The 22,978-nt window shown below is 67.6% G+C and carries 23 protein-coding genes and 1 riboswitch; of the genes, 5 read left to right on the top strand and 18 right to left on the bottom strand.

The features are described from left to right. Positions 1 to 2: 2 nt before the first annotated feature. On the bottom strand, positions 3 to 2,207 hold the full coding sequence (locus N0K08_RS13690; RefSeq protein ID WP_261500948.1) for a TonB-dependent receptor: 2,205 nt from the start codon (positions 2,205 to 2,207) through the stop codon (positions 3 to 5). A gap of 216 nt (positions 2,208 to 2,423) precedes the next feature. Next, positions 2,424 to 2,660, bottom strand: a riboswitch (cobalamin riboswitch). Between the two features lie 264 nt (positions 2,661 to 2,924). On the opposite strand from N0K08_RS13690, the gene N0K08_RS13685 reads away from it, so the two are divergent. After that, a complete protein-coding gene (locus N0K08_RS13685; RefSeq protein WP_261500947.1) occupies positions 2,925 to 3,713 on the top strand; it encodes a MetQ/NlpA family ABC transporter substrate-binding protein in 789 nt (262 codons plus the stop codon). Positions 3,714 to 3,913: 200 nt separating this feature from the next. Continuing rightward, entirely contained in the window at positions 3,914 to 4,240 is a 327-nt protein-coding gene (locus tag N0K08_RS13680; RefSeq protein WP_261500946.1) for a hypothetical protein, read from the top strand. Positions 4,241 to 4,403: 163 nt separating this feature from the next. On the opposite strand, the gene N0K08_RS13675 is transcribed toward N0K08_RS13680, so the two are convergent. Further along, positions 4,404 to 5,039: a LysE/ArgO family amino acid transporter gene (locus N0K08_RS13675; RefSeq protein ID WP_261500945.1), complete on the bottom strand. Its 636-nt coding sequence runs from the start codon at positions 5,037 to 5,039 to the stop codon at positions 4,404 to 4,406. 70 nt (positions 5,040 to 5,109) lie between these two features. Here N0K08_RS13675 and N0K08_RS13670 point away from each other — a divergent pair, with 70 nt between their 5' ends. Together N0K08_RS13670 and N0K08_RS13665 are read left to right on the top strand one after the other, a co-directional pair. Continuing rightward, positions 5,110 to 6,048, top strand: coding sequence for an HTH-type transcriptional regulator ArgP (locus N0K08_RS13670; protein ID WP_261500944.1), 939 nt, complete (start codon positions 5,110 to 5,112; stop codon positions 6,046 to 6,048). 84 nt (positions 6,049 to 6,132) lie between these two features. Continuing rightward, a complete protein-coding gene (locus N0K08_RS13665; RefSeq protein WP_213301719.1) occupies positions 6,133 to 6,276 on the top strand; it encodes a DUF3149 domain-containing protein in 144 nt (47 codons plus the stop codon). A gap of 498 nt (positions 6,277 to 6,774) precedes the next feature. Here N0K08_RS13665 and N0K08_RS13660 read toward each other — a convergent pair whose 3' ends face one another. Next, positions 6,775 to 7,011 (bottom strand): SlyX family protein, encoded by a 237-nt coding sequence (locus N0K08_RS13660; protein ID WP_261500943.1) that lies wholly within the window; start codon positions 7,009 to 7,011, stop codon positions 6,775 to 6,777. 3 nt (positions 7,012 to 7,014) lie between these two features. Next, on the bottom strand, positions 7,015 to 8,211 hold the full coding sequence (locus tag N0K08_RS13655) for an aminotransferase-like domain-containing protein (protein WP_261500942.1): 1,197 nt from the start codon (positions 8,209 to 8,211) through the stop codon (positions 7,015 to 7,017). A 121-nt stretch (positions 8,212 to 8,332) separates the two neighbouring features. On the opposite strand from N0K08_RS13655, the gene nth reads away from it, so the two are divergent. Continuing rightward, positions 8,333 to 8,971 (top strand): endonuclease III, encoded by a 639-nt coding sequence (nth, locus tag N0K08_RS13650; RefSeq protein WP_261500941.1) that lies wholly within the window; start codon positions 8,333 to 8,335, stop codon positions 8,969 to 8,971. A 9-nt stretch (positions 8,972 to 8,980) separates the two neighbouring features. Here the strand turns inward: nth and cobT are convergent, their stop codons facing one another. From cobT to N0K08_RS13580, 14 genes are all read right to left on the bottom strand, one after another. Then, positions 8,981 to 10,057, bottom strand: a complete 1,077-nt coding sequence (gene cobT / locus N0K08_RS13645) for a nicotinate-nucleotide--dimethylbenzimidazole phosphoribosyltransferase (RefSeq protein ID WP_261500940.1) — start codon at positions 10,055 to 10,057, stop codon at positions 8,981 to 8,983. A gap of 120 nt (positions 10,058 to 10,177) precedes the next feature. Continuing rightward, positions 10,178 to 10,711: a DUF1697 domain-containing protein gene (locus N0K08_RS13640; RefSeq protein ID WP_261500939.1), complete on the bottom strand. Its 534-nt coding sequence runs from the start codon at positions 10,709 to 10,711 to the stop codon at positions 10,178 to 10,180. Between the two features lie 108 nt (positions 10,712 to 10,819). Further along, positions 10,820 to 11,107 (bottom strand): hypothetical protein, encoded by a 288-nt coding sequence (locus N0K08_RS13635; RefSeq protein WP_261500938.1) that lies wholly within the window; start codon positions 11,105 to 11,107, stop codon positions 10,820 to 10,822. Positions 11,108 to 11,397: 290 nt separating this feature from the next. Continuing rightward, positions 11,398 to 12,951, bottom strand: coding sequence for a cobyric acid synthase (locus N0K08_RS13630; RefSeq protein WP_261500937.1), 1,554 nt, complete (start codon positions 12,949 to 12,951; stop codon positions 11,398 to 11,400). Beyond that, positions 12,948 to 13,958 (bottom strand): aminotransferase class I/II-fold pyridoxal phosphate-dependent enzyme, encoded by a 1,011-nt coding sequence (locus tag N0K08_RS13625; protein WP_261500936.1) that lies wholly within the window; start codon positions 13,956 to 13,958, stop codon positions 12,948 to 12,950. The genes N0K08_RS13630 and N0K08_RS13625 overlap by 4 nt, the downstream gene beginning before the upstream one ends. After that, the gene (cbiB, locus tag N0K08_RS13620) at positions 13,951 to 14,943 is read right to left on the bottom strand and encodes an adenosylcobinamide-phosphate synthase CbiB (protein WP_261501016.1); all 993 of its coding nucleotides are present in this window, start codon (positions 14,941 to 14,943) and stop codon (positions 13,951 to 13,953) included. Before cbiB ends, N0K08_RS13625 begins: the two co-directional genes overlap by 8 nt. Before the next feature lie 16 nt (positions 14,944 to 14,959). Further along, positions 14,960 to 15,658 carry a 5,6-dimethylbenzimidazole synthase gene (gene bluB / locus N0K08_RS13615; protein WP_261501015.1) on the bottom strand — a complete coding sequence of 233 codons (699 nt, stop codon included), beginning with the start codon at positions 15,656 to 15,658 and terminating at the stop codon, positions 14,960 to 14,962. A gap of 129 nt (positions 15,659 to 15,787) precedes the next feature. Then, positions 15,788 to 16,357: a cob(I)yrinic acid a,c-diamide adenosyltransferase gene (gene cobO / locus N0K08_RS13610; protein WP_261500935.1), complete on the bottom strand. Its 570-nt coding sequence runs from the start codon at positions 16,355 to 16,357 to the stop codon at positions 15,788 to 15,790. A 58-nt stretch (positions 16,358 to 16,415) separates the two neighbouring features. Further along, positions 16,416 to 17,207 (bottom strand): ABC transporter ATP-binding protein, encoded by a 792-nt coding sequence (locus N0K08_RS13605; protein WP_261500934.1) that lies wholly within the window; start codon positions 17,205 to 17,207, stop codon positions 16,416 to 16,418. Then, positions 17,204 to 18,190, bottom strand: coding sequence for a FecCD family ABC transporter permease (locus N0K08_RS13600; protein WP_315968009.1), 987 nt, complete (start codon positions 18,188 to 18,190; stop codon positions 17,204 to 17,206). Before N0K08_RS13600 ends, N0K08_RS13605 begins: the two co-directional genes overlap by 4 nt. Positions 18,191 to 18,216: 26 nt before the next feature. Further along, on the bottom strand, positions 18,217 to 19,101 hold the full coding sequence (locus tag N0K08_RS13595; RefSeq protein WP_261500932.1) for an ABC transporter substrate-binding protein: 885 nt from the start codon (positions 19,099 to 19,101) through the stop codon (positions 18,217 to 18,219). Further along, positions 19,098 to 19,682 carry a bifunctional adenosylcobinamide kinase/adenosylcobinamide-phosphate guanylyltransferase gene (locus tag N0K08_RS13590; RefSeq protein WP_261500931.1) on the bottom strand — a complete coding sequence of 195 codons (585 nt, stop codon included), beginning with the start codon at positions 19,680 to 19,682 and terminating at the stop codon, positions 19,098 to 19,100. The genes N0K08_RS13595 and N0K08_RS13590 overlap by 4 nt, the downstream gene beginning before the upstream one ends. Positions 19,683 to 19,685: 3 nt before the next feature. Next, the gene (locus N0K08_RS13585; RefSeq protein WP_261500930.1) at positions 19,686 to 21,131 is read right to left on the bottom strand and encodes a cobyrinate a,c-diamide synthase; all 1,446 of its coding nucleotides are present in this window, start codon (positions 21,129 to 21,131) and stop codon (positions 19,686 to 19,688) included. Then, positions 21,113 to 22,957 (bottom strand): TonB-dependent receptor domain-containing protein, encoded by a 1,845-nt coding sequence (locus N0K08_RS13580; RefSeq protein WP_261500929.1) that lies wholly within the window; start codon positions 22,955 to 22,957, stop codon positions 21,113 to 21,115. The genes N0K08_RS13585 and N0K08_RS13580 overlap by 19 nt, the downstream gene beginning before the upstream one ends. Positions 22,958 to 22,978 lie beyond the last annotated feature (21 nt).

The following is a 22,978-nucleotide window of genomic DNA, read 5'->3' as shown; positions in this document are numbered from 1 at the left end:
GCTCAGAACTCGGCCTGCAGACCGGCCATCCATTCGCGGCCCGGCATCGAGGTCCCGCAGCCGCCGTTCTGGAAGATAGGGTTGGCGATGCAAGGCCGCTGGTCCTGGGCAATGAAGATGGGATGGCGGTTGAGATTGAAGAGGTTGTTGATACCGGCGAACAGCTTCACGCCGCGGCTCAGGCGGTACTCGCCACGCAGGTTCCAGACCGTGAACGCTCCCTTGCGGTGGATGAAAGTGCTGCTGGGCTCGCCCCGCGGGATGAGCAGGTTCTCTTCCGTGTCGTACCACATCGGTCCGCGCAGCAGCGCCGTCAGCTGCGCATTCCAGTCGCCCGCATTGCGGTCCATGCCGCGCGCCAGGCGCATGCCGAAAGCGGCTTCATAGCGGTACATGCGCTGCACCTTGTCGGTGTTGAGCGAAGCGGCCGCGCCCTTGTCTTTCATCTCGAAGTGGTAGTAGCCGTTGCCGAATGCCGTGAGCGTATGGCCGGCCAGCGGCGCGCCCAGCAGCTTGCCCACGTCCGCGTGGGCGCTGAGCTCCAGGCCGCGCGCCACGATGTCGGCGCTGTTGTTAGCGTAGTCCGAGGTATTCGTCGCCGGGCCGCGCGAGACGGTGATGATGCGGTCGGAAATCGTGTTCTGGAAAAGCGCGGCGTCGACTTTCCAGGCGCTTTGCCTGAAGCTGGTTCCCACTTCGAACTGGCGGCTCGATTCCGGCTTGAGATTCGCATTGCCAAAGATGCGGCCGCCGCCCACGGCCGTGAAATCCGACGACAGTTCGCTCGCCGTGGGCGCGCGAAACCCGGTGGAGGCACCTGTGCGCAAGGCCCAGGCGTCAGTGACTTTCCAGGTCGCGCCGGTGGACCAGGTGAGCTTGTCGTAATCGCGCGTCGTGGTCACGGCCATGGGCACGTTCGGCGTCTGGTCGAAACGCGTCTCGCCCCAGGTCTTGCGCACGCCGGCGCGCAGCGTCACGCGGTCACCCAGGAAGTTCTGCGCATCTTCCAGGTACAGCGCATGGGTGTGCTCGGTCTGGTTGTTGTCGTAGGGCGCGACCTGGCCTGCGGGGCCGCCCGGCATGGCCCTGCGTTCGCGGTCCGAGCGCAGGCGGTTTTTCTCGTAGTCAAAGCCCAGCAGCAAGTCGTTGGAATCGCTCAGGCGCAGGCGCGGCTGCAGGCGCAAGCCGGTGGCGTCGAGCTTGCGGATGTTGTAGTCGCGCGCCGTGCCGGGCACGGCATTCACGCCCGACTTGATGACCGGCGAGGCCCAGTTGAACTCGTCCACATCGGTGAAGCTATAAAGATGCGCCAGCCAGCTCACGCGCTGGCCAGGCAAGGCGCCCTCGTACTTGAGATCGGCCGACTGGTTGTAGCGGTTGTCACGGCTGTAGATGTTGGCGCCCGAACCGCGAAAGCCGGCGTTGTAGATGCCGTCGGTGCGCAACTGCAATTCCAGGCGGTGCAGATCGGCGAGCTGCCAGCCCAGCGCGCCGGTCGCGCCGCGGCGCTTGTAGCTGGTGTTCGTCATCTCGGAGCCACCGCTGCCCGAGGTGTAATCGTCACGCCCGCCCACGTTCGCGCCTATGTACCAGTCCCACTGCTCATTGGCACCGCTGAGCTGCGTATCGGCACGCCACAGGCCCGCACTGCCGCCCACGGCGGACACGCGATTGCCGCCGCCGCTGGCGCCGGTGCGCAGGATGATGTTGATCACCCCGCCCATGTTCTGGCTGCCGTAGACCACCGAGGCCGGGCCGCGCACGATTTCTATGCGCTCCACATCCGACAGGCTGAGCTTGGACAGATTGGCCGTGCCCGCGCGCCGCCCGTTGAGCAGCACCGCTACCTGGCTGCGGTAGTCGCGGCCCTGGCCGTCGGTGGAGGCGCCGCGCAGGTTCAGCGAAGTCTGGGCGGCCGTCCATTCGCTCAGAAAGCCGACCGCATGCTCGGCCAGCAGGTCCGTGACCGAACGCGCCGAGGAGCGCTCTATTTCCGCGCGGTCTATGGTCTGCGTGGTGGCGGCGATGCGCGAACGGTCTTCGGGACGCGCCGTGGCCGTGACGAACACATCCTCCAGCGCCTGGGGATTTTTATTCCCCGTGACTTCCGCGGCGGCGGGAGCGATGCCGCCAAGCGCCGCGCCGCAGGCCAGCAGGCACAGTGCGGCCGAGCGCTGCAAGCGAAAGCCCGGGCGCAAGGCGGCCATGGAGTACGCGGAAAAAGAGGGCGAAGACGAAGCGGCGCGGCCGCGTGTCGGCCACGAACTGACAAAGGAGTGCATGCGAAGATTTCAAACGTGCGCTTCGCTCACCCGCGAAACGCACAGATCAATACCCACCGCAGTGCACGCAGCCAGGGGGCAAGTTGGCGGCCACGCACAAGCCAGCCGCCCACCTGCCCAGACATGCGCACTCCCGCGGCGTCCGAAGCGATCACAAAGGCCGGTATCCGGGCTTGCGAAACGCCGGCGGGCTCTTTAGAGCACTCCGACTCAGCCCTCGCCTTCCCACGCCATACATCGACGCAGTGACTGCCAGCCATGAATGGGCCAGCCTGAGGACCTGAGATTTCGCCTACCGTTGCGGGGGCAGCGCAGGAATTGCGAGACTTTGAAGCCCAGCGCACCTGCTTGTCGAACACCTTCGAATCTGGGCGCCACCGGGAAGTGAAGTCTCACCACCCGATCGACGCCTGGCCGCATTATCAGGGGAAAGCGCCATTTCTCCGCGGCGAGCCCGGGCCGGACTACCGCAGGCATCAAAAACTGCATATTTGCATAAAAAACCACATTCTTATAACCAGAATTGCATTCCTGGTTTTCATGCGGCTTGCGCGCCACTAGACTAGAGGCTTGCTGCGCTGCAGGTTCACTGGTTGAGGCGCAGGTCGTTTGTTGCCATTCCCATCCAAGAAAGCCTTTTGTATGTTGAAGAAAACCCTCTCTGCTCTTGCCTTCGCCAGCCTGGCCCTGACGGTCCACGCGGCCGACGTGGTGCTCAAGGTCGCGGCCACTGCCGTGCCCCAGGCCGAAATCCTCAACCACATCAAGCCCGTGCTGAAAAAGCAGGGCATTGATCTGCAGGTGCGCGAATTCAGCGACTACGTCCAGCCGAATGCGGCCGTGGAAGACAAGCAGCTCGACGCCAATTTCTTCCAGCACCAGCCCTACCTCGACAGCTACAACAAGGACCGCAAGAGCTCCCTGGTGGCCGTGCCCAACGGCAAGGTCCATGTCGAGCCGTTTGGTGCCTACTCCAGCAAGGTCAAGAACGTCAAGGATTTGAAGGACGGCGCCACCGTGGCCATCCCCAACGACCCGTCCAACGGCGGACGCGCCCTGATCCTGCTCGCCAAGCAGGGCCTGATTGAGCTCAAGGACCCCAAGAGCCTGACCCCGACCCCGATGGATGTGGTGAAGAACCCCAAGAAGCTCAAGTTCAAGGAACTGGAAGCGCCTTTGCTGCCACGCGCCCTGGCGGACGTGGATCTGGCCCTGATCAACACCAACTACGCCATCGAAGCCAAGCTCAACCCCACCAAGGACGCCTTGTTCATCGAAGGCAAGGACTCGCCCTACGCCAACATCGTGGTCGCCCGCCAGGACCGCGCCAACGACCCGACCATCGCCAAGCTGATGCAAGCCCTGCGCAGCGAAGACGTGAAGAAGTTCCTGCAGGAAAAATACAAGGGCGCGGTCGTTCCGGCGTTCTGAGCGCGGCCTGCCCCACCCCAATCAAGCGCTGCCTGGCAGCGCTTTTTTGTGGGCGCCGCAAAACGGTCTGGCCTCAAAAATATGTAAATGTGTAAGTGGATGCAACACAACTCGTGTCGCCTATGGTGAAATAGCCGCCATCGTCTGCTTGATCCCATTTTTCCAGACGGCATTTTGCCCTCGGCCCACAGGATTTCTCCATGTCTGAAGATACGCTGTCCCCTTCCCCAGCCCTTTCCCTTGAAAAGGCCGTCCGCATCGGCTTGAACGAAGTCACGCGTGACAAGACCCTGGAGCTGTACGAGCGCAAATACGGCCAACCCGATGCCAACGCCGCGCTGCTGCTGTTTCGCGGCGATGTGGCCGAAGCCAACCAATACGACAAGATCCGCCCCCTGTCGGTCGCCAAGGCCATGGGCCATGTGATCGTGATCGAAGGCCAGAGCCAGAAGCGCGGCACCAGCGGCCACTACCAGGTCCAGTGCAACCAATGGGGCCTGCTGGAAATACTGGCGCAACTGGCCTGAAACCCAGAGGGGCTTTTTTCAGCGCTCCCAAAGCCCATTGCCTGCGCAACTGGCGCGGCCCAGCAAGGGGCAGCGAGGAAGGGCCGCGCCGCACCGAGGCTGCCGTCCCCCTCCACCGAAGGTTGAGAGGGGGAAGGCGGGGCCGGCCATCCGGCGAAGCGGCTCAGGGGGTGTTCATTCCCGTCCACACCCACCACGACAGCGCCAGCATCATCACGCCCGTCAAGGCGTCGAGCACGCGCCAGGGCAGCGGGTGGGCAAACCAGTGCTGCATGCGCCGGCCGGCCAGCGCCAGCAGCACAAACCACACCAGGCTGGCACAGGCCGCTCCGGCCACGAACACCGCTTTGAGCGCCCCTTCCTGGCGCGCGCCTATGCTGCCGACCAGCAGCACGGTGTCCAGGTAGACATGGGGGTTGAGCAGGGTGATCACGGCCAGGGTGCTGAGCACGCTGAGCAGCCCGCGCTGCGCCACGCCCGCGCCATGCGGCACTACGTCGGCCGCAAACACCACACGCCATAACGCATACAGACCGTATGCCAGCAGGAACAGCGCACCGCCGCCCGACAGGTAATAGGCCATTTCCGGCGCGCCCGCGATCAGCTGCGACATGCCGGCCACACCTACCGCAATCAGCAGCGCGTCGCTGACCACGCACCAGGCCACGCAGGCCCGCACATGCCGGCCTTGCACCGCCTGGCGCAGCACATAGAGGTTTTGCGCGCCGATGGAGATGATCAGCGACAGGCACACGGTAAAGCCCGCAACCCAGGAAGAAGAGATAGTCGTAGTCCACATAAGGGAAATTGTGGACGGGGCAGGATATTAAGTAAAATTAAATCCTATGACACCTCTTAAGGCAAACTGAATGCTCGACTACGCAGGACTGGAAGCCTTGGTCGCCGTGGTGCGCGAAGGCAGCTTTGAACGGGCAGCGCGCAAGCTGCACATCACCTCCTCGGCGGTTTCGCAGCGCATCAAGCTGCTGGAAGAACGCCTGGGCCAGGTGCTGGTGCTGCGCGGCCAGCCCTGCACGGGCACGGAAGCCGGGCGCCGGCTGTGCCTGCATGCAGAGCAGGTGGCATTGCTGGAAAACGAACTGCGCCGCACCAATCCGGCGCTGATGCCCGACGGCCAGCACATGCCCCCGACGCTCAAGCTGGCCGTCAACGCCGATTCGCTGTCGTCCTGGTTCATGGACGCGATGGCGGCTTTCACGCGCGACGGCAATGAGTTGCTGGACATCAGCATCGACGACCAGGACCACACGGCCCAGCGCATCAAGCAAGGCGAAGTCATGGCGGCCGTCACGGCCACATCGACCAGCATCACCGGCTGCAACACCTGGCCGCTGGGCTCCATGCGCTACGTGGCCGCCGCCAGTCCGGCCTTCATGCAGCAGCACTTCTCACAGGGCGTCACGCCCGAAGCCATGGCGCGCGCGCCCATGCTCAGCTATGACCGCAAGGACAGCATGCATGACAAATGGCTGCACGCCCAGGGCCTGGCCTCGCGCCAGGCGCCCCCCAAGCACTGGCTGCCTTCGGCCTATGCTTTCGTGCGCGCCTGCGAAGCCGGTGTGGGCTGGGCCATGCAACCCACGCTGCTGATCCAGCGCCACCTCGACAACGGCACGCTGGTGGAAATACGGCCGGACACGGGCGTGGACATTCCGCTGTACTGGGCCCATGCGCGCAATGCCCAAGCCGGGCTGCAGCGCCTCACGCATTGCGTGATCACGGCCGCGGCCGGCCTGTTGCAGCCCCTGCCGGATGAAGCGCCCAAGGGCAGAAGCCCTGGCCCTTGATCTGGCGCAAGGCCCCGCAGGGCATCCGCGGTGATAGTTGTCGCATGGCGCCGTACCCTCACCCGGCCAGACTGGAGCGATGCAATGAAACTGTGGATAGACCTGTTTTCGACCGACTACGGCCTGATGAGCCTGATTTCCATCTTGTTGATCATTGGCATGGGCCTGTTCTTCCTGCGCCTGTTCCTGGGCAAGATGAAGACCATTGCCAACAAGGTGCCTGAATAGGGCCCCCACGCTTGCTCGCTTCGCGTAGCCGCGCTGGGGGGCGGAGCCCCCCAGATCCATCTTGCGCCGAGGTGCGGCCCGGCGGCGGCGGGGGGTGGTCATCTCGGGCACTCTGCTGCGTCTAGCGGCGCCCTCCGCCAGCAACGGTACACGCCGCTCACACCAAACGAAGCTATCCCGCCCCCCCTTCTGGCTGCGCCTGACGCGCACAGGGCTCGGGCTGGTCGGTGTGCCGCAGGACACACCGACTGCGTGATCTGACTCACCGTAGTTGTTCGAACGTAGCGCCTTGGCGCGAAGTGAGTTCTACGGTGCAGCCCGTGACCGAGCACGACAGGTTGCCCGGAACGACGCGCAGGGACGCAGACAGCAGGGCGCGTTTCTTTGCCTACTTTCTTGTCGCGCGACAAGAAAGTAGGTCGGCCGCCGGGCCGAGACCCGGCCCCAGCCCGTGGCAACGGCATGTCGTAAAAACTGCCCCCTGCTTCAGGAAAAACCTCAGTAATGCGGAGGCAATTCATCGCGCAGATTGCGCCCGCCCCCACCCCCATCCGTCGGCACCTGCTGCCGCAGATTCCGCACTTCGGCGATCAGCGCATCGATTTGCTGCTGCTGGCGGTAAATCGTCATATTGAGCTGATCGAGCGTGTCTTCCACATAGCTGGACTTGATTTCCAGCTCGGTGATGCGTTCCTGCGCCCTGTGCAGCGCATCACTGGTTTGCGTGTCCGACATGGCTTAAGCCGCGAGGGCCTGACCCAGACGGGCCACGCCTTCCTGGATCTTGGCCACGTCGGCCGTCGCGAACGACAGGCGCAAGGTGGCGTTGTCCGGGTTCTGTGCAAAGAACGGCGTGCCCGGCACAAAGGCCACGCCCTTGGCTATGGCGCGCTGGGCGAAGACATTCGCATCCTGCAACTGGCCGCGCGCGCCGGTGAGCTTCACCCACAGGAACAGACCGCCCTGGGGCGCGACGAAAGTGATCGCATCGCCCAATTCCTTGCGCAGCGCGTCGCCCATGGCCTGGGCGCGTTCGGCATAGACCTTGCGCACCTGGGCCAGCGTGGCGGGCATATGGCCGGCCTTGAGGTACTGGGCGGCCGTGGCCTGGGCAAAGGTGCTGGTGTTGGCGTCGCTGAACTGCTTGCACATCACGGCCCGCTCACGCAGCGCTTCCGGAGCCACCAGCCAGCCAATGCGCAGGCCGGGGCTCAGCACCTTGCTGAGGCTGCCGCAATGCGCCAGCCAAGCGCGGCTGCCCGGCACCTGGGCCGACAGCGCCAGCAGGCTGGGCGGCGGTGCTTCGCCGAAGTACAGGTCGCCGTAAGGGTCGTCTTCGACCACCAGCGTCTGGTATTTCACGGCCAGCTCCAGCACCTTCTTGCGGCGCGCCAAAGTCAGCGTGGCGCCGCTGGGGTTGCCGAAGGTGGGGATCAGGTAGACCATCTTGGGCTTGTGCTCGGCGATGAGCTTTTCCAGCGCTTCGGTGTTCACGCCCTGGTCATCGACCGGGGCGCTGATCACTTCGGCGCCGTAGAGGCGAAAGCACTGGATGGTGGCCAGGAAAGTCGGACCTTCGACGATGACCTTGTCACCGGGGCCGAGCATGGTCTTGCCCAGCAGGTCCAAGGCCTGCTGGCTGCCCGTGGTGACCAGGAAGTCGCTGGGGGCCACGTCCGTCACGCCCTTGCCGGCCATGAAGCCGGCCAGTTGCTCGCGCAGCGGCTGGTAGCCTTCGGTCGCGCCGTACTGCAGTGCGGCGCCGGGCTCTTCGGTCAGGGCGCGCTCGGATGCGGCGCGGATGCCATCGACATCAAACAGGGCGCTGTCGGGAAAGCCACCGGCGAAGCTGATGATGCCCGGCTTGCCCAGCAACTTGAAAAGTTCACGGATTGCGGAAGTCTCCACATTGTTCAGGCGCTCGGCGAATTGCATAGATTGATTCCATTCCAACAACAAGATTCGGCGGCAGTCGCTCGCGGCTGCCAGGCCACCATTTTGCCCTGCGCACGCAACGCCGGGCCACTGTCACGCGTTATGGCCGACAATCCACCCCATGCAGACTGCACAGATCGTTCCCTTTTTCGCCACCCTCAAGGCCGCCAATCCCCTGCCCAACACCGAGCTGGAATACACCAGCGTCTTTGAGCTGTTGACGGCCGTGCTGCTGTCGGCCCAGGCCACGGACGTGGGCGTCAACAAGGCCACGCGCCGGCTGTTTCCCGTGGCCAATACGCCCCAGGCCATCCTGGACCTGGGCCTCGAAGGCCTGGAGTCATATATCAAGACCATAGGCCTGTACCACAGCAAGGCAAAGCACTTGATGGAAACCTGCCGCCGGCTGATGGAGCGCCACGGCGGCCAGGTGCCGCGCACGCGCGAGGAACTCGAGGACCTGCCCGGCGTCGGCCGCAAGACGGCCAACGTGGTGCTCAACGTGGCCTTTGGCGAACCCACCATGGCCGTGGACACGCATATCTTCCGCGTCAGCAACCGCACGGGCCTGGCGCCCGGCGCGAATGTGCTGGCGGTGGAAAAGCAGTTGATGAAGCGGGTTCCGCCAGCGTACGCCGTCGACTCCCACCACTGGCTGATCCTGCTGGGGCGCTACGTCTGCCAGGCGCGCAAGCCGCGCTGCTGGGAGTGCATAGTCTCGACGTATTGCGATTTCCAGCCGAAGACGCCGGCGCCCTGAGCCCGGGGCTCAGGCGCTGACGGATTCCGCTTCCTGCCCCGCCACACCGGCCGAAGCAAAGCTGGCCATGTCGCGCAGCATGGCGCAGGCCGAGACCAGCAGCGGCCAGGCCAGCGCCGCGCCCGAGCCTTCGCCCAGGCGCAGGCCCCAGTCCAGCAGCGGCTCGGCGCCCAGGGCCTGGAGCACGATGGTATGGCCGGGCTCGCCCGAGCGATGGGCGAACACGCAGCGCTCCAGCACGGCCGGGCACAGGCGGCTCGCGACCAGTACGGCGGCCGTGGTGATGAAGCCGTCGACCACGATCACGCGACGCTCCTGCGCGGCCTGCAGCACGGCACCGACCATGGCCGCGATCTCCAGCCCGCCCATGGCGGCCAGTACCTCCAGCGGCTCACGCACCTGGCTGTGAAACGCCAGCACTTCGCGCAGCACCGCCACCTTGCGCGCCAGCCCCGCGGCGTTGAGCCCCGTGCCCACGCCCGTGACCTGGGCCACATCCACGGCGCACAGACGCGCCAGCAGTAGCGAAGCGCAGGAAGTATTGCCGATGCCCATTTCGCCCAGCAGCAGCGCATTGCCCGGCAGTGCCTGCACCAGGGCCGCGCCGTGGCGCATGGCCGCGTCGCACTGCGCGGCGCTCATGGCCGGCGCGCGCGAGCAGTCCTGCGTGCCGTAGGCCACCTTGCGGTGCCATAGCCGGGGCTGGCCGGGAGCCTCGGCGCGCTCGGGAATGTCGCGCGCCACGCCGCAGTCCACGACATGCAGGTCCAGGCCGTTCTGGCGCGACAGCACGCTCACCGCCGCGCCACCGGCGAGGAAGTTCTCCACCATTTGCCAGGTGACGTCCACGGGAAAGGCCGAGACGCCACGCGCCGCCGCCAGGCCATGGTCGGCGGCAAACACCACCATTTGCGGCTGCACCAGCTGCGGCGCATCGCTGCCCAGAATGCAGGCCAGTCGGTGGGCCAGGCGCTCCAGCGTGCCCAGTGCGCCCACGGGCTTGGTCTTCTGGTCGATCAGCGTTTGCACGCGGGCGCTGTGAGCGGAGTCGTAAAGGGAAGGGATTTCAGGCAGAAAACTAGTCATCGCGAAGCCGGCCAGCGAAGTCAACAAGAACGCGAGTATCGCCCGACGGCCGCGCGCGCGTGCGCGCCGTGCACTCCTGGACCATGGTCCTGACAGGGAAAACCGTGTTTCCGGGCGATGTCAGGCCGCGGCGCCCAGCGCCACGAGCTTCGTGATCGTATTGAAATTGCGCGTCGTCGCGGACAGCTTGAGCTTTCGCTCGATGAAGTTGTTGTTGGCCTTCAGGTCCCTGTACTTGGTGGCGCACAGCACATAGGCCATGTCACCGACCACCTTCACCTGGTCTGGCGCATGCTCCAGCCCATGGAAGGCGTGCAGCAAGGCGGCCTCGGGCCTGGACGCGAGCAGCGTGAAATACAGCCGGCCGGGATCAGCCCCCTGGAACGGGTTGTTCTCCAGCACATCCTGGAAATACGCGGGGGACCGGACCAGGACTTTGATGTCGCCGCCAAACCGCTGCGCGATGACCGCGTGCACCAGGTCCTCGAGCGCGGACGGCTCCAGGTGCGTAGCCGCGATGACGTTGCCGCTCTGGATGTAGGTCCTCACATTGCAAAGACCGGCGTCTTGCAGCGCGGCGCGCAGCGGTGCCATGAACAGCTTGTTTTTGCCGGTCGGCATGACGCCGCGCAGGAGAATGATGTGTGTCTTCATGGTTCGCTGTGAATATGCTGGATCGCCTAGGCCAAGCATAGACGGCATCACAGCGAGCGCCATGAAAAAAGGCCCCGCAGGGCCTTGATGCATGAGGCGGCAATGCCATTACGGCTTCACCGGCACCTGCTCCGAGTATTCGCGCAGCACGCCGCCGCCCTCGACGCTGCCGCTGACCGGCGCCGTACGCACGCGCTCGACGCAGGAGCGGCGGTCTTCGGGCTCGCGGAACACTTCGCAGCGTGCCAGCGCATTGCGCTGGTACTGGTCCATGCCTTCGCTCCGGGGCATACGGCCCGAGCGTTCTTCGGCACGCGCCGCCGCGGCTTCACGCTCCTGCGGCGTGGCGTACTTGCCGTGGTGGCCTTGCTTGTGCGGCCGGTGGTGGTGATGCATGTGCTGGGGCTTTTTGCCCTCGTGCGCCTGGGCCTGTGGCGCCGCCGCCTGAGCGGCCGGGGCCGCAGCCGGGGCCGGGGTTTGTGCGTTGACAACGCCCAGGGCGCATACGGCAGCAGCGCACAGGCTCAATTTGAGGGAGTGGGACCAGGTAGATGGCATGACAGCGTTCTCCAGAGTCAATGGGACATAAAGCGGTGCAGAACAGCCACACCACTACATCTCACAGCTTGCGACAGTTCCACCATGGAACTTATCGGCCCATCCCGCCTGCCATTGCAGGAGACCGCCTACAGACCGGCCGCCTCACTGCCCTGCGCGTCGCTGGCAAACCAGCCGTCGACCCCCGCGGCCAGTCGATCGAAAACGCTGTCCAGCGTGGGCGCGCTCACACCCAGCAAGGCCTTTATCACCGCCGCGTTTTCCAGCATGCCGTGCCAGTAGCTGGCCAGGATGCGGCCGTCGGCGCTTTGCCAGACCATGCCCGGCACGCGCTCGTGCGCGAGCATGCCTGCGGCCAGCATGTCGTCGCGCAGCTGCGTGCGGCCATGGTGGATTTCATAGACTTGCATGGGCAGGTCAGTCAGTGCCTGCCAGGGGGCGTCCAGCGCGCCCATGGTGACCTGGGCACGGCACAAGCGCTTCTCGACTTCGAAGACGGTGACCAGCGGCAGCAAGCCCAGGCCGGCTTCGTTGTCGTCAACGCCATGCAGGTCGATCAAGGCCTCGCCCAGCATTTGCAGGCCGCCGCAGATGCCCCACAGCCGCCCGCCCTGGGCCACATGCTCGGCAATGGCCGCGTCCAGCCCCTGGCTGCGCAGCCAGCGCAGGTCGCTGGCCGTGGCCTTGGTGCCGGGCAGGATCACCCAGTCCACCCCTTGCAGCTGCGCCGGCGTGCGCGCCCAGACCAGGCGCACGCCGGGCACGTTCAGCAGCGGCTGGAATTCATCAAGGTTGCTGGCGCGTGGATAGGCCACCACGGCCACCGTGGTCTGCACCAGCGTGGATACGCCCGGCGCGCCGACACCCGACGCAGCGGCGCCCGACGCACCGGCGCCCGAAACGTCGGCGTCGAAGGCCCCATCCTCCTCGGGCAGGCCGTGGCGCAACTGCATGGGAATCGTGGCCACCACCGGCACGCCGGTCTTCTCCAGCAGCATCTGGGGAGCGGGCGCCAGCAGGCGCGCATCGCCGCGGAACTTGTTGAGCACGAAGCCGCGGATCAGCGCCTGCTCCTCGGGCGGCAGCAGCGCCCAGGTGCCGTAGAGATGGGCAAAGGCGCCGCCGCGGTCGATGTCGCTGACCAGCAGGCAATGCGCCTGCACGTGGCGGGCGACGCGCATGTTGACGACATCGCTGGCGTGCAGATTGATTTCGGCCGGCGAGCCCGCGCCTTCGATCACGACCACATCGTTCTCGCTGCGCAAGTCATCGAGCGCAGCGGTGATGTGCGGCCAGACCTGGGCACTGCGCTCGCGCCAGGGCAGCTGCGTGAGCTGCTGGTCCACCTGGCCCAGCAACACCACCTGGCTGCGCGTGTCGGCTTCCGGCTTGAGCAGCAACGGGTTCATGCGCACATCGGGCTCGCAGCCCGCGGCCAGGGCCTGCAGGTATTGCGCCGTGCCCATCTCGCCCCAGGCGCCGTCGGCGGTGGGCACCACGCGCGCATGGTTGCTCATGTTCTGGGCCTTGAAAGGCGCGACCTTGAAGCCCTGGTTGCGGTACCAGCGGCACAGGGCCGTGGTGACCCAGCTTTTGCCCGCGCCGCTGCTGGTGCCCAGCACCATGACGCACAGCGCCGGGCGCTGCCCGGGCTGGGGCAAGGGAAGATTCGTCGTATTCATGGAGCCCATTCGATGTTCTGTGCAGCGCGCCAGGCCAGGGCCAGCGCCTGCTGTGATGCCGGAGGCAAGACCCCCAGCCGTACGGCGCCGGCCAGGCCGAAGCTGGCCGCGTCGCGCAATTTGATGCCGTGCTCACGGCGCAGCCAGGCCAGGCGCTGGGGCATCTGGCCCTGCAGCGCCGCGGGCCAGTGCGCCACGAAATAATTCGCCAGACTGCCGGGTGCGACCTGCCAGCCCAGCGCCGTGCACAGCGCCATCTGCGCCGTCTTCCACTGCGCGAGTTGGCCGCGGCTGTGGTCCAGCCACTGCTGCACCACTGGCGTGGTCCAGGCTTCAAGCATGGCCACGCCGTGCGCGCCCACCACCCACGAAGGCGCGAGGGCCTGCAGCGCGGCCACGTCAGTCTCCGCGGCTTCTGGCGCGATCGCATAGGCAGCACGCACGCCCGTCATGCCCAGCGCCTTGTTGGGCGTCCAGACCTGCCAGACGCCCGCAGGCATGGGACTGTGCTCGTCAGTCAGGCGCAGCGGCTGGTAGGCGCAGTCCAGCACGCGCAGGCCGGCCGGCGCCGCCCCATGCCACTGCGCCAGGGCCGGATCGGCCTGGCCCAGCGGGCTCGAAGGCTCGCAGGCCCAATGCAAGGCGGGAGCGCCCGTGCCCTGCTCCAGGCCCCAGACGCCGGCCGCCTGCGCGTAGTCGCCGTAGCTGTGACTGGGCAGCACCACCTGGCGCAGGCCCTGGCGCGCGGCATGGGCGCTGATGCGGTAGATGAATTCGCTGGCGCTGCCGGCGAGCACGATGCGCGCCGCCGCCACGCCGTGGAACTGGCCCAGCCGCTGGCGCAGCGCCGTATAAGTCGGGTCGGGATATTGGGCCGCATGCGCGGCCTGCAAGGCCGCCAGCGCCAGCGGACAGGGGCCGCAGGCATTGCGGTTGGTGGAGAAATCGTGCGCTGGCACGCCCAGCGCATCGGTGCCGCCATGCACCACTGGCGCGGCATCACGCATGGGTGCCCACCGCGGCCAGAAAGCCCGCGCCAAACAGCACCCACAGCGCCAGACTGCCCAGCACGCGCACCGCCTGGCGTGTCAGCGCCAGCGCCTGCGCCACGTGCCTGGCCTGCGGCACCTGGCCTTCGGCGTTGAGCACATAGACCTGGGGCTTGCCCAGGCGCACATCCAGAGCCAGGGCCAGGGCCCCCATGGGCCAGCCGCCATTGGGCGACGGCGTGCGCCGGCTTTCGCGCCGCAGCTGCCCCATGGGCAGGCCGCCGGCGCACAGCGCGAGCAGCATCGCCGTGATCCGCGCCGGAATCCAGGACAGCACATCGTCGGCCCGCGCCGCCCATTTGCCGCCCCATTGCCAGTAGCGGTTCTGGTGCCAGCCGGGGTAGCCCCACATGGCGTCAGCGGTATTGGCGAAACGGTACAGCGCCGCGCCGGGCAGGCCCAGCAGCGCAAACCAGAACAGCGGAGCCACCACCGAATCGTTGAGGTTCTCGGCCAGGGTCTCGAGCGCGCTTTCCCGCACTTCGCCTTCGCTCAGCTGCGTCACGTCGCGGCTGACCAGCCAGGCCAGGCGCGCGCGCCCCGCGTCCAGCGATTGCTGCAAGGCGGTCTCCACGGCCTGCACTTCGGAATGCAGCATGCGCCAGGCAAACAGCGGCTTGAGCAGCAGGGCCAGCAGCGGCACGGCCAGCCAGGCGGGCGCCTGGCCCAGCCACCCTTGCAGCCCGGCGTACAGGCTGGCAACGCAGGCCGCCAGCAGACTCCAGACCAGCGCCCCAAGCGCCCAGCGCCAGCCATCGGGATGGACCGCCTTCTTGGCGCCTACCCAGCGGCCGCACCGGGCCAGCAGCCAGCCCATGCCCACCACCGGGTGCAGGCGCGCCGGCGGCTCGCCCCAGAAGCGGTCCAGGGCCAGTGCCAGCAGCATGGCCACCGCCAAGCCGGCCGTGCTCCAGGCCTGGCCCGCACCCCAGCCACCCCACATGCCCCAGCCCGCCGCCTCAGCCCACATGGTCAGGGGCCGAAGAATTCGCGGCCGCGGGCTGGCCCCAGGTTTCGTCGAACAGCATGTCGGTCAAAGGCGCGCGGAAGGCCCATTTCTCCTGCTGCAGCATGGGCTCGGCGTAAAACGCCGGCACGGGCCCCAGACACAGCACGGCCAGCGGCCGGCTGCCTTCGGGCATGCCCAGCAAGGCCGCCAGCGCCACCGGATCGAACAGCGACACCCAGCCCATGCCCAGACCTTCGGCACGCGCCGCCAGCCACATGTTCTGGATGGCGCAGGCGGCCGAAGCCACGTCCATTTCCGGCAGGGTGCGGCGGCCGAACACATGCTTGTCGCGCCCGGGCGGCATGGCCAGCACCAGCACTTCAGCGGCATCGAGCACGCCCTGCACTTTCAGCCGCATGAACTCGCTTTCGCGCTCGCCCAGGGCCTGGGCCGTGAACTCCCGCTCGGCTTCGACCAAGGCATGGATGCGCTCGCGCATGGCGCGGTTGCGCACGCGCACGAAACGCCAGGGCTGCATGAACCCCACGCTGGGCGCATGGTGGGCCGCGCGCAGCAGGCGCAGCAGCACGTCTTCTTCCACCACCCCGCCGCTGAAGTGGCGCATGTCGCGGCGCTCATGGATGGCGCGGTAGACGGCGGCACGCGCGGCCGCGTCGAACGGCTCGGCCGCGAGCGTGGCACCGGGCATGGTGCCGTCCGAAGAGGGGGAAGAAGTGTGGGTCATGTGTCAGGCCATTTTTCAGTCGCGGGCATGCCGTCAATTTAACGCCAGCCCGGATTTCGCGCGAGAGGGTTGATCGCCGGCGCGCCGGCGAACTCAGTCCTCGATACCGCGCTGCGCGGGCACACCCGCCTGGAACGCGTGCTTGATCAGCGTCATCTCGGTGACGGTATCGGCCAGATCGATGATTTCCTGCGGGCAGCGGCGGCCGGTGAGCACCACGTGCACCTGGCGCGGGCGATCGCGCAGCGTCTGCAGCACGGACTCCAGCGACAGCCAGCCGTAGATCAGCGGATAGGTGATTTCATCGAGCACCACCAGGAAGTGATCCCCCGACAGGATGGAGGCACGCGCGCGCTCCCAGCCGTCGCGCGCCAGCTGGGCCGAGCGCTCATGGTCCTGGCTTTTCCAGCTGAAACCGTCGCCCAGGCCTTCGATGGGAATGCCCAGCTGCTCGAACATGCGGTGTTCGCCAAAGCGCGCCGTGGGCACCTTCATGAATTGGTAGAGCTTCACCGACTTGCCGCGGCCGTGGGCGCGCAGCGCCAGGCCGAATGCGGCCGTGCTCTTGCCTTTGCCGTTGCCGGTGTTCACCAGCACCAGTCCGCGGCGTTCTCCTTCGGGCTTGGTGTACGGTTTTTCGGTCGGGGCTTGTTCGATTTCCATGGGGGAGTCCTTGAGTCGGAAAAAGGGGCAGGCGCAATGCCTGGAGAAAAGAGCAAGGTCAAGCGCTGCGCGGCGACAGCCGCGGCAAGGCCACCCATTGGCCGTCGATTTCGCGCACCTGGATACGCTCGTCGAACACCTGCTCCAGCGCCTGGCGGGTGCCGGCATCGGCGCAGGCGCCCTGGTGCAGCACGCGGCCCTGGGCCAGCACCACCAGGTCCTGCGCTTGCAGCGCCATCGAAATTTCATGCAGCACGCTGACCACGGTCGTGCCCTGGGCCACGAGTTCCTGCACGCAATGCAGCCAGTCGGTCTGGTGCGGTGGATCAAGATTGGCCAGGGGCTCGTCCATCAACAGCACCTGGGCCTGCACGGCCAGTGCGCGCGCCAGCAGCACGCGCTGGCGCTCGCCACCCGACAGCTGGCCCAGGCTGCGCCCGCGCCAGTCCCAGCTCTGCGTCTGGCGCAGCGCCTGTTCCACCGCCGCGTGGTCCTGCGCCGTGGGCGCGCCCAGCCAGGGTTGGTGCGGCAAGCGGCCCAGCATGGCCACGTCGTAGACCGACATGTCATTGGCCGCGGTCTGATTCTGTCCCAGCCAGGCCAAGGTGCGCGCACGCGCGCGGCCGCCCCACTGGCGCAGCTCGCGCCCCTGCAGCAGCACCCTGCCCTGGTCGTGGCCCATGCCGGCCAGCGCGCGCAGCAGCGTCGATTTGCCGGCGCCATTGGGGCCGACCACGCTGGTCCAGCGCCCGGCCGCAATGCGCAGCGTCAAGTCACGCAATACCGGCTGGCCGCCCAGCGACACCGACAGGCCTTCGGCCTGCAAGGCCCATGCATGGTCTGGCGTCATGAGATCTCCTGCACATTGCGGCGGTGCATCAGCCACAGCAGATAGCTGCCGCCCAGCACCGCCGTGAGCACGCCCACGGGCAGCTCCTGGGGCGCAATCAGCCAGCGCGCCAGCAGGTCGGCCGACAGCAGCAGCACCGCACCCATGCCGGCGCTGAGCAGCAGCAGCCAGCGGTGCATGGCCCGCACCAGCGAGCGCACCAGGTGCGGCGCGGCCAGGCCGACAAAAGCGATCAGGCCGCATTGCGCCACGGCCGTGCCCGTGGCCAGCGCCAGCAGCACGATCAGCAGCATGCGCAGCGGCGCCAGCGGCAGGCCCAGGCTTTGCGCCGTGGCCTCGCCCAGCGCCAGCCCGTCGAGCACCCGGCTCAGCGACCAGGAAGCCAGCAACACCACGGCCAGCACCGCGGCCATCAGCAGGCAGGCGCTCCAGCCGACAAAGGCCGTGCTGCCCAGCATGAAGGACTGCATGGCCTGCATGATTTCGGGCGTGAGCAGCAGCACCATCGACGACGCTGCGCCCAGCACCACGCCCACCACCACGCCGGCCAGCAGCAGGCGCATGGTGTTGTGCGCGCCCTTGGCCAGCACCAGGGTCAGCAGCACCGCCGCGGCCGCGCCGACAAAGGCCGCGCCCGTGATGCCCAGGCGCAGCAGGCCTTGCAGCGCGAACGGCGACACGCCCAGCGCCGCCATGGCCAGGGCCACGCCCAGCGATGCGCCAGAAGCGCTGCCCAGCAGATAAGGATCGGCCAGCGGATTGCGAAACACGCCCTGGGCCACGGCGCCCGCCAGGCCCAGCAAGGCGCCGGCGAGCCAGGCGCCGGTGGTGCGCGGCAAGCGGATGTCGCGCACGATCTGCCAGGCCAGCGGGTCGGCTGGTTCCTGGCCCAGAATCTTCCAGACGCTTTCCCAGCCCGTGCTGCCGACGCCCGCGCCGAGCACCAGCAGCAACAGACTCAACAGCAGCAGTCCCAGGGCCAGCCAGGCCGGACGCAGACCGGTGCCGTTCATGGGTAAAGCCTTTGCACGCAATTGGCCATCACCATGGCCGCTTCGGCCAGGCGCGGGCCGGGGCGGATCATGAGATCGGCCTGCGCACCGGCAAAGCGGCAGACCCGGCCGGCCTGCACGGCCCGCAGCGCAGACCAGCCCGGATAGGGCACGCCGCTTTCGCCCAGGCTGCGCTCGCCGCCCATCAGCAGGTCCGGGTCGGCGCGCACCACGTATTCGGGGTTCAGCCGGGGAAACGGCCCCAGGGCCTCAGGCACGATGTTGACCAGGCCCAGCCGGGACAGGGTCTCGCCGATGAAGGACTTTTCGCCCGCGGCCACCGGACCGCGGCTGGCATCGAAGAACACGCGCTGGCCGCGCGCCCGCGCGGGCATGGCCTGCGCGGCCTGCGCCAGCCCCTGCTGGATGCGCGCCCAGATAGGATCCGCACCCTGGGCCGCGGGGATGGCCAGCATGGTGCCCAGTGTGCGCAGCGTGCTGTGCACTTCGTCATGGGTGCGCGGCTCAAGTGCAATCACCTTGAGGCCCAGCGCTTCCAGGCGCTGTATGGCGCGTGACGCCACGGTGACCAGCACCACGTCGGGGCGCAAGGCAACCACGGCTTCGATCTGCGGATCCAGCCCGCCGCCCAGACGCGGCAAGTGCTGCAGCGACGGCGGCCAGACGGTGTAGCGGTCCACGCCCACGATGCGGTCGCAGGCGCCCAGGGCGCAGACCGACTCGGCCAGCGAGGGCAGCAGACTCACGATGCGCTGCGGCGGCCGGTCCAGGCGCACGGTCGCGCCGCGCCCATCGGTGATGACGATGGCGGGAGCCGCAGCCGCCAGCGCGGTCGCGGCCAGCATCAGCGCCGCGGCGCAGGCCCGCAGAACAGACTTCATGCGCCGTCCTTGAGCGTCAGCGGCAGGCCGGCGCACATCAGCGTGACCCGGCTGCAGGCTGCGGCCACCTGCTGGTTGAGCACGCCCAGCGCATCGACAAAGGCCCGCACTTCGCTGCCCAGCGGAATCACGCCCAGGCCGATTTCGTTGCCGACGATCACCACCGGGCCGCGGGCCTGGGCCAGCGCTTGCAGAAAAGCCGTGCGCTGCGCGCCCCAGGCCTGCTCGCTGTACGTGCCTTGCGCCGGCATCATCCAGTTGGTCAGCCACATGGTCAGGCAATCGATGACCAGCAGGCAGCCCGGCTGGCTGCGCTCGCGCAGGGCAGCCGCCAGGTCCAGCGGCACTTCCTCCGTCTGCATGCCAGGCACGCGCTCGGCGCGGTCGCGCTGGTGGCGCGCAATCCGCGCCTGCATTTCCGTATCGAACGCCATGCCCGTGGCCAGCAGCCAGGCGCTGCGCCCTGCCCCGCCTTGCAGCCAGGATTGGGCCAAGGTTTCGGAGCGGCGCGACTTGCCGCTTTTTTGTCCGCCCAGAATCAACTCGCTGCGCTCCAGTCCTGCGCTGCCCTCAATGGCCATTGTTCAGTCTCCTCGGTTTTCGCTATTTTCGCGTGCGCCCAGCAGCGCCGCCACGGCGCGCGGATGCGAGGCGAACCAGGCATGAAAAAAACTCGCGTACAGGCTGCCATGGCGGTACAGCAACTCGCCCTGGTCGGGCGTGGCCGATGCCTGCGGCCGGCTGCTGCGCCCCTGCACCTCTGCGCTGCTGTCCAGCCGCGCGTAATGAAAGCTGTGGCCGCGCAGCAGCCCCCAGGGCGTGGGCAGCTGCTGCATGCCCAGTCCGGCCAGACGCTTTTGCATTTGCGCCTTGCCCGGCAGCAATCCCCACAGAGGGGCCCACTGGCCGTCCTTGTCGGTCACGCCTTCGCACAGCGCAAGCATACCGCCGCACTCGGCCCAGATGGCCTTGCCGGCCTGCCAGTGGGCCAGGATGTCGGCCTGCAAAGCCGTTTGCCGCGCCAGTTGCTGCGCGTGCAGCTCGGGGTAGCCGCCGGGCAGCCACAGCGCGTCGCAGGTCGGCAGGCGCTCGCCCGCCAGCGGCGAGAAAAACCGCAGCTGCGCCCCCATGGCGCGCAGGCAGTCAAGATTCGCCGGGTAAACAAAACTGAAGGCCGCATCCTGGGCGACGGCGATCACGCGGCCCGCCAGCCACGGGCCCATGGCTTCGGCGGCGTCGGGCGCGGAATCCGGCGCTCCGGCCGGCGGCGGCGCGAAGTCCACCGCCCATTGCTGCCAGTCCTGCCAGCTGCGCTGGCCCAGCGGCGTCACCGCCAGTGCATCGGCGGCAGCGTCCAGCCGCTGCATGCCGTCCGCCAGCTCCTGCGCCGCCACCAGGCCCAGATGGCGCTGCGGCAGCAACGCGGCCTCCCGCGGCCCGGCCTGGCCCGCCGGCGCCGTATCGAGCTGAATCCGCGCCACCGCACCCAGCCAGTGGCTGTCCGCGCGCACGCCGGCCTGCAGCAACTCGGCATGGCGCGCACTGGCCACGCGGTTGGCCAGCACGCCCGCCCAGCGCAGGCCCGGCTGGTAATGCTGCAGGCCGTAGGCCAGCGCGCCCAGCGTGCCGGCCATGGCCGAAGCGTCGATCACGGCCAGCACCGGAATGTCCAGCAGTTGCGCCAGATCGGCCGCGCTGGGGCTGCCGTCGAACAAGCCCATCACGCCTTCGATCAGGATCAGATCGGAAGTCTGCGCGGCCGCATGCAGGCGCGCACGCGCATCGGCTTCGCCCGTCATCCACAGGTCCAGCGAATGCACGGCCGAGCCGCTGGCCAACTGGTGCCAGTGCGGGTCGAGAAAGTCCGGCCCGCATTTGAAGACCTGCACGCGCCGACCCTGGCGCGTGTGCAGGCGCGCCAGGGCCGCCGTCAGCGTGGTCTTGCCCTGGCCCGAAGCCGGCGCCGTGATCAACAGCGCGGGGCAGCGCGCGGGTGCGGCGCTCGATAGCGTCAAGGTACTGGTGTCCATTGCAGGCTCACGAAGAAACGCCGCCCTGCGGTGGCGTAGGTGTAGGCGGTTTCATAGCGCTTGTCCAAGGCATTGTCCAGGCGCGCCAGCAGCTTCCAGTCGCGATCGAGCTGCTTGCTGGCCGTGAAGTTCCACAGTGCATAGCCGCCGAGCACGCGGGTGTTGGCCGCGGTGTCGAAGCGGCTAGCGCTCCACAGCACGTCCGTACCCCATTGCCAGCCAGCCATCTGGCGGCTCACGCCCAGATTGCCGAACTGCTTGGCGCGCCGCGCCAGGTACCGGCCCGTGGAGCGGTCCTTGGACGCGTTGATGTCCAGCGAACCATGCAGGCGCAGGCCCCAGGCCTGGGTGGCCGCAGCCAGCGTCAGGCCCTGGTACTGCGCCTGGGCCACGCTGACATAGCAGCCCTGGGAGCTCGCGCAGCCGGTCGCGCCGGCCTGGAACGAGACCTGGTCGCTGATGCGATTGCGGTAGGCCGTGGCCGAGAACTCGTTGCGGTCCGCGCGGTAGCGCAGGCCCGCTTCCAGGTTGCGTGCGTTTTCCGGCGTCAGAGCGGCCGTGCCGTAATTGCTGAAGCGCTGGTACAGCGTGGGCGCGCGAAACGCCGTGGCCGCGGAGGCCGTGGCGCGCCACTGGGGCGTGAGGTCGTAGCCATAGGCCAGGCTGCCGGTGTTCTTGTGGCCGAACTCGCTGTCGCGGTCATGGCGCACCTGGGCCTGCAGATGCTGCTTGCCCGCATGCCACTGGTAGCCCAGGGCCAGCGCGTTCTGCGCACGCTCGCGGTCCACTGGCACGTTCTGTAGCGCATCCTCGCGCCGCTCCAGCGTGGCCGAGAAGGTCTGCGTGCCCACATGCCAGCTGTTCTGCCAGGACAGGCCGCGCAGCTGCGTGGTGCTCAGATACGGCGAAGGCGTGGTCTCGTAGCGGTCTTCCGAAGCGTTCAACGCCAGCACGCTGCTCCAGCGCTCGCTCCACTGGGCGTTCCACTCCAGGCCGGCCGCGTGCATGCGGTGCTTGGCCCGGTCGTCGACACCCTTCTTGGTGCTGGCGTCGTAACCCGCGTCGATATCGTTGGCCAGCAGCGAAGCGCGCAGCTGGTGGCTGTCATTGATCTGCCAGCCCAGGCGGGCCGCGGCCGCCAGGCTTTTGTAGCCGTCGCGGTCGGTGTTCACGCTCGGACGCACATCGAAGCCGTCGCTGCGCTCGCTGGCGATGTCCAGCGCGTAATCCCAATTCTTGTGCACGCCGCTGACGCTGGCCTGGGCGCGCCGTGTGCCCTGCGATCCCACACCCACCGACGCCGATGGCGCGAAGGCCTGCTGGCCGCGGCGCGTGAAGATCTGTACCACGCCGCCGATGGCGTCGGAGCCGTAAATCGCCGCCGCCGGGCCGCGCAGCACTTCGATGCGGTCGATCATGGCCAGGGGAATGCTTTCCCAGGTCGGGCCGCCGCTGCCGCTTTGCGAGGAAAAACGGATGCCGTCGATATAGACCGCCGTATAGGCCGTGTCCGCGCCGCGCAGCATCAGGCTGGTGGTGTTGCCGATGCCGCCGTTGCGAACCATTTGTATGCCCGGCAGGCGGGCCAGCACATCGGCCAGACCGCTGGCGCCGCTGGCCTCAATCTCGGCCCTGTCGATCACCGACATATCGGCCAGCAGTTCCTGGGCCGTCTGCGGTGCACGCGCGGCAGTGACCACGGTTTCAGACAATGACTGGGCCTGTGCGGACAGCCCCCAGAAGGCAGCGGACAAGGCCAGGGCCAGGACGTGGGGGCGCGCAGCGCAAGGCGCGAGCAGGGCTGCACCAAAAGAATGTGAAGACATGAAAATCAACGTGAGAGCGCC

Source organism: Acidovorax bellezanensis (assembly GCF_025421555.1).
Lineage (GTDB): Bacteria > Pseudomonadota > Gammaproteobacteria > Burkholderiales > Burkholderiaceae_C > Comamonas > Comamonas bellezanensis.
The sequence above is the reverse complement of the archived record's forward strand: the minus strand, read 5'-3'. Positions and strand labels throughout refer to the sequence as shown.